Origin of the sequence: Algibacter mikhailovii (assembly GCF_014651495.1) — a bacterium.
Classification (GTDB): domain Bacteria; phylum Bacteroidota; class Bacteroidia; order Flavobacteriales; family Flavobacteriaceae; genus Algibacter_E; species Algibacter_E mikhailovii.
Genome location: NZ_BMWZ01000016.1, coordinates 1 through 6,463, shown reverse-complemented (window position 1 = coordinate 6,463; position 6,463 = coordinate 1). Strand labels below are relative to the sequence as shown.

8 protein-coding genes are annotated in these 6,463 nt (G+C 32.2%); all 8 read right to left on the bottom strand.

Going from position 1 to position 6,463, the window contains the following annotated elements; all coding sequences use genetic code 11:
* Positions 1-267 precede the first annotated feature (267 nt).
* A complete protein-coding gene (locus IE051_RS18150) occupies positions 268-453 on the bottom strand; it encodes a hypothetical protein (RefSeq protein ID WP_189362841.1) in 186 nt (61 codons plus the stop codon).
* Between the two features lie 153 nt (positions 454-606).
* Entirely contained in the window at positions 607-858 is a 252-nt protein-coding gene (locus IE051_RS18145; protein ID WP_189362840.1) for a hypothetical protein, read from the bottom strand.
* A gap of 232 nt (positions 859-1,090) precedes the next feature.
* Positions 1,091-1,831 carry a hypothetical protein gene (locus tag IE051_RS18140; RefSeq protein ID WP_189362839.1) on the bottom strand — a complete coding sequence of 247 codons (741 nt, stop codon included), beginning with the start codon at positions 1,829-1,831 and terminating at the stop codon, positions 1,091-1,093.
* Between the two features lie 134 nt (positions 1,832-1,965).
* Positions 1,966-2,373, bottom strand: a complete 408-nt coding sequence (locus IE051_RS18135) for a hypothetical protein (RefSeq protein ID WP_189362838.1) — start codon at positions 2,371-2,373, stop codon at positions 1,966-1,968.
* 418 nt (positions 2,374-2,791) lie between these two features.
* The gene (locus IE051_RS18130) at positions 2,792-3,067 is read right to left on the bottom strand and encodes a hypothetical protein (protein WP_189362837.1); all 276 of its coding nucleotides are present in this window, start codon (positions 3,065-3,067) and stop codon (positions 2,792-2,794) included.
* Between the two features lie 2 nt (positions 3,068-3,069).
* Positions 3,070-3,351 (bottom strand): hypothetical protein, encoded by a 282-nt coding sequence (locus tag IE051_RS18125; protein WP_189362836.1) that lies wholly within the window; start codon positions 3,349-3,351, stop codon positions 3,070-3,072.
* A gap of 225 nt (positions 3,352-3,576) precedes the next feature.
* On the bottom strand, positions 3,577-5,475 hold the full coding sequence (locus tag IE051_RS18120) for a DUF3604 domain-containing protein (protein WP_189362835.1): 1,899 nt from the start codon (positions 5,473-5,475) through the stop codon (positions 3,577-3,579).
* A gap of 169 nt (positions 5,476-5,644) precedes the next feature.
* Positions 5,645-6,319, bottom strand: a complete 675-nt coding sequence (locus IE051_RS18115) for a hypothetical protein (RefSeq protein WP_189362834.1) — start codon at positions 6,317-6,319, stop codon at positions 5,645-5,647.
* Positions 6,320-6,463 lie beyond the last annotated feature (144 nt).

Genomic DNA, 6,463 nt, shown 5'->3' with positions numbered 1-6,463 from the left:
TTCGTCTAAAATTTTCAGTTTAAAAGGTTCTGAATACCGTCTGATTACTTTGTCATTTTTGTACATAATGTTTAAAATTATGTAGCCTTTATTCAGGACGGGTCATAATTGGTGGCAACGTTGTTGTGTATGGTTAGTTGCGTGTTTAAGCAACTAATTTAGTAAACAAAAACGGACGCAAGAAAATTCCGAAGGAATTTTCCAAGTAAGGACTAGCCAAAGCAATTAATTATACACGGTGTTGGCATTTCGTTGTTTTTATTCAGGTTATTTATTTTCCTGTTTCTTAATATCTTTCATTGTTAGTAGCATTGCTAAAATTAAAAGGATATTCGATACAATTCCAGCAAATGGTCCTTTTTTAAGATTATCCAAATCAAGTTCTGAAATGTTGTAAATCATAAGTACAATACCTGCGATGATTATGAAATAAATAGAATATTTTTTTGTCATTATTCGTTTTGTTTTTTATTCCGCAATCTTTTTCAATTCCGATTGAGTGAGCAATTCCGCAACTTGCTAAATTCCGCATTCAATTCGGGTTTTATTTTTGAATTCAGTTTCCGATTCCGCAAACGAGCTAAAAGTCAAACGTTTTGTTTTAAATCACTCTTTTTTATATTTCTTATGTTCTATTTTCTTTTTTTCTAAAATCGCATAAAATTTTCGTGGCGAGATTTTTAAGTCCTTTGTTATTTCGCTCACTTTTTTCTTACCTTTTTTATACAACTTTAGATTCTCGTTTACTCTTTTGTCAAAGTAATCTTTTTCCAGTTTCTCAACGATTTGTAATTCAGTCAGATTTGAGTCATTCGCATATTTTTCAATTTCCGATTTAATGTCTTTTAAATTACTCATAATTGTCGTTTTTAACGGCTCTGCTCAATGAATGCCAACGGTTTGTGTATGAAACGTAGCGTGCAAAAAGACACTAACTTTTCGGATTAACACAGAGCCGAATTTTTATATTTTGTTTTAATTTTTCTCTTTTTAAAAGCCAAATTAAAAATTTGGCGGACTTCATAATATACACAAAACTTTCGGTTTAGCACTTATTAGCTATGTTTTATACACCGTGTTGTAGCACGTTTTATTTTACTACGAATTCCTCATTAATGAACATAATTCTAAAGGCGTATTTTGTTGAATCTCCCTCAATTTTTGTTTTGTCATAAGCAGCAAAATCGACAACGCCTTTAATTTCATTGTGTTTTTTGTCTAAAATCTTTCTCTTAAGGATATAATCTTTGTCAGCTTTTGCTAAAGTAATCATTGTAGAATCTGATGGAACAATAAAGTAAAGGTCAGACTTTATGACTTTGTAATTTGGATAGTAAAACTCAAATTCTACTTCCAATGAGTCATTAACATTCCATTTTTTCTTTTTAAACTTAGTTCTATAAAAATGACTTTTATCTATAATTGAATCTCCATTTTTATCAAAAAATATAGCCGTATTTAAATAAGTTGAATCTTGTCTAATTTTGTATGCACTAAAATCTATAGTCTCATTTTCATTATCTAAATCAATAAAGAACGGGTTTGGAACGATATAATTTCTTTCACAAATAATCTTATTCTTTTCATAAAAAAAATGCTTTCCAATTGCCATTTTATTTATGTAAATCCCTTTTCGTAAAGTGTCTTTTTGATTATTAAATTTTACTCTATATTTTCGATTGTAATTTTTACCATAAATTATCGTATCGGTCAGCTGTTCATAAATTATTTCACTATTCCCATTCTCGAATTCTGATTCGACTTGAAATCTATTTTCTCTACAACTTATGAAGAGTTGAAGGGAAATTATTGCTAATAATATCTTTTTCATCAGTTTTAGGAAATGTGCTACAACGTTGTTGTATAAGGAAAGTTGCGTGTTTGTGTGCGAGGATTTTCCGAAGGAAAATCAGATGCTAGCAAACGAGCAACAAACTTTGGTTAAGCTAAAACTAGCAATTTTTTTTATACGGTGTTGTGTGCAGGCTTTTTCTTTTTCCATATTTTACTAATATTCGGACTAATTATTTTCAAAATCAAATAGTCAACAATTAAGCTTACTATTAAAAAGATGTATTTACAATTTAAATCAATTTTATCTCCCCAATTTCCATTAATATATTCGCTTATTAACCAAGTTGGAGCAATTCCTTTTGCATAATATGCAATAAAATAATTCCAAGAGAAACTTTGTAAACCAGCAATTTTTGAAGTCGGTTCAGGTAAAGTTAGATAGAGAATTAGAAAAAATACAATTTCAATTCCTAAAAGTAAAATCAGGGATTTTTTGGTTTGATTTAAGCCGATTAAATTCAAATTCGGATTTTTGAAACCAAATATTACCCACGGAATTAACAAGAGAATTGAAATCATATTTTTTCAGATGTTTTTAAAATCCGTTTTCTATAAATTAAAAGTCCGATAAATGTTAGTCCGCAAAGAATTGCTAAAATGTGAAAAGTTCTAATTGCGTTGCATAAGTCAATTCCAGAAACGGTTGAGATGCAATCATTCGGACTATTTGTTTCGTATTTTAAACTGACCATTGAATTTAATACCATAAATTCAAAAAATGGAATTCCGATTATTAGTAAAATCAGAGTAATTATGTAAATCGTTTTTCTCAATTATTCTCGGTTTTCGGCTTGCACACAACGGTTACGTATATGAAATGTTGCGTGTTTGTGTGCGAGGATTTTCCGAAGGAAAATCAGAAGCTAGCAAACAAAGCAACTAACATTGGTTAAGCACAAAATAGCAATTTTTTATATACTATGTTGTACACCGTTTTTTATTCCGCTTTTCTAATTTCAATTTCTTTAATTATTACTTTTTCCACTTTTTTAATGTCCGAAAGTGACAATTGAAACCAAAATTCATCTCTATACTCATTAAAGTAGCTGAATGTGAATTCATTTTCAATTCCGTCAAATCCGCCACAATATTTTTCCGTTTGAAATTGGTCGCTACTTTCAACTAATTCCCAATCACATAAGTCGAGATTCTCCTTTATAATCTGCCGACAAATTTCAATGAATTCAGAATCTATTTTATGTTTAGTTACCATTTTTAAAAATTGAATTCACAAATATTTTGGTCGGTATTTACTCTATTTAAACATTCAGTTATTAATTCCGAAACTCTTGTCGTTGGAATTAGAGTGTATTCGTATACAGTTCCGATTTCATTTTTTTTTGAAGAATCCCATTCATATTCAGTTCCGTTTTTGTCTATAATAATTGATTTCCCTTCAAATACATCTTGCCATTCTACGCGTTTAGTTAAATCAGTAATGTTTTCATAAACTATTACTTGGTGTCCTGAATTTACTTTGTCAATTAAGAATATCATTGGTTTCGTCAAATGGTGTACAACGGTCTCGGCTATGGTTAGTACGGGAATTAAAAGCAGTGAACTTTCGATTAAGCACTTAGCCAAATTTTTTTATTTTGTTTTATCTTTTTCGTTTTAAAGCCAAATCAAAAGATTTGGCGAACTTGGTTTAAAGCTCTAAACTTTGGGTTAAGCTCCAAAACCCGTATTAATTATAGCCAATGTTGGCAAATCGTTTTTATTTTAATTATCTGGTGAATACCAAATTGGTGAACTATATGCTCTTTCTGTGGTTGTTAATGGAACTTCTGAACTCAATTCTAAACCGAATCTAATTTTATCGTGTAAAGTCCAACGAGGAGTTGGTATTTCTATAACTCTTACATAATAAAATGCTTCTTGAGTCTCATCAAAATTTGGGTCTGTCCACATTTTTTTAAATTCTACTGCTCCAATGTCATTCGACCATGACCCGTCATTTAGATTAACAGTATTCCCAACTAAAGGGACTTTTCCATGAACGTCCTTCTTTCTATCTCCGCTCCAAGCAACATCGTACACTTTTTCTTTTAAACTCCCTTCAGCGTCTATCCAGCCTTTTACAACTTGAATCCTGTCTAAACTTCCAGACTCTGGATCCATAAGGGCATGAATCAAAAAGGATGGTGCATCTCCATCGGGTTTTTTCAAATCACCACCCATTGGAACGCCTCTATCGTAACCTGCTTGAACATAGTTGTTATTTAAGTCAGATTCATTGAAATCCCAACCACCAAAAAACCGTAGTTTAATTCTAGATCCTGTTGTTGCATATACCTCTTTTCTAGTCATAGCATCAAAAAGGTCTTCTCGTGTATTAGATTCAGCCCAAACAGCTGTATATCCCGAAGAAACCATTTCCCAGCCCATATATTTTTTGTCTCCAAATTGTAGCATGGGAACATCAATACGATGATCAGAGGGCTCCATATGAGGTAATTTTCCGAAGAAATTATTTTCGGCAACAGCAGCTATTCCAGTATGCGCATCTGTACTCCCTATCATTCCATATTTATAAGGATTTACACCTAATTCTGATTTAAGCTTCAATCCATTTAGCAAGCCATTACGAGCATATTCAAATTGAAGCATATCATCTGTTTTATCCACAGTCAAATCGAGGTTTCCTTTATCCCAAGTTTCATAATCGGCAAATTCGTCATTGGGAGAAAGTGTAGGGTGTGCTTCGCCATCTCCTTTTATCTGAGTAGCCTCATATAGTACTTCAAACTTGTTCCTGTTTTGTACATACTTTTTGGAGAATTTCTTGCCAGTTACAGGATTGATTAGTGGAAACATCCTACCATTACTTAAGTTACCATTATGTGGTATTGCTAGAACATTACCTCCAGTAGTAGTTTCATATGCTTGAAGAGCCTTCCATAGATCTTCTGGATCATCACTGACCTGTGAAGAGAAAGGTAAAACTTGGATAGTTTTTTCTTTACCATCTTTATAGATAACAACACGATGAAGGTTATTTCCTCCAGTATTTGATGACCATTCATAACCAATTAACGCAGTGAACTTCCCAGGGCTGTTATATTTTTCTGCGGCATCTATATTTTTATGCCAAATGGAGGTAATAATTTCTTCATTGTTGACTTCATCAGGTAGTGGGTCAGCACCGGGTTGTACACTGCCAGCCATTTCTTCATAAACATCAAGAGATTTTTGTAAATCAATATCGTTTAACATTTTATTCCACCTCTGTATAGTTTCGTTACCCATTAATTTTGGGTTACCTGCTTTAATTTCACCCAAAATCCCCATCGATTCTGCATGATCAGCAACAACTAAAAAATCTAATGGACGTGAAAGTTTTGCTGGAACACCAGTAGAGGAGGTGATTTCTTCACCAAGGGCAAATCTATATGCTTCTTCTGGTCCTAGAAATGTTCCGAATGCAATAGCATCAAATGATTGAGCAGTATGTAAATGGGTATCTCCCCAATAAACATCTTTTAAAGGATTAGACTTTACATTAGTTGTAATAGTTTTTTCCTGTTTGTTTTCTGCCGTTTTTTTTTGTTCTTCAGTGCCACACCCTATAGCAAGAATAGTTATTAAGGTAAGTAATCCAGATTGTATGGTTTTCTTCATTTTTTTCCTTTTTTAATGTTTGCCAACGGTTTTGTATAAGGAAAGTTGCGTGTTTGTGTGCGAGGATTTTCCGAAGGAAAATCAGAAGCAAGCAAACGAGCAACTAACTTTGGTTTAGCTAAAACTAGCAATTTTTTTTATACGGTGTTAGGCAACGTTTTTATTTTTTTTAAGTTTCTAATTCCGCCATTTTTTTGTCAGTCATTGTTGCTGTTTTAGACATTCCATTTATAATTTCAAATGTCATAACCAAAGCAATTGATGAGTCCAAAGCCATTTTAGTTTCTATAAGTATTTTTCCTATTGCGCTAATCGCTATCTGTAATGTCTTTTCGTTATTTTCAATATTTATATTATTATCAATGAATTTTCTTGTTTCATATCCAACTCGTAATGGCAATAAGAATGGTTTGTTATCTTCTGGAATTGATAAATTTAGATTTCCCCATTCCGTTTTTCCAACATTCTTCGCGTAATTTTCAAAAATTCCAGTTAGAGAAGGAAAAGAACTATTGTCAAAATGAGAATTAATTTTACTTTTAATTCTAGCAAAAACACATTCTTCAGGCAATTCAGTCCATTTTTCTACAGCGATTTCTCCAACAAGTAATTCATTAATTTTCTCGGAAAAAACTGCTGAACCAGGTTCGAATTCGTGTTCGTTAATTGAAAATTCATTCGTAACTTCAATACATCTTTCAGCAACAATTGTAGAAATCAAACATATCGCATCTTCTACTCGAACTCCTTTTTCAGATTGAATGCTGTTGTAAACAAAATTCACTAATTTTTCTGTCAGTTTTTCGTCAGTTGTTTTTAAACTTAAAAAATCAAAAAATCCCATATTCTATTCAAATGTTGATTGGTTTGTCAAATGTTGCCTAACGTGTTTGTGTAAGGATAGTTGCGTGATTAAGCAACTAACTTAATAAAAATGGAGCGAACCAAAGGAAAATCCGCAGGATTTTCCGAGTAGGCTAGAACCAAG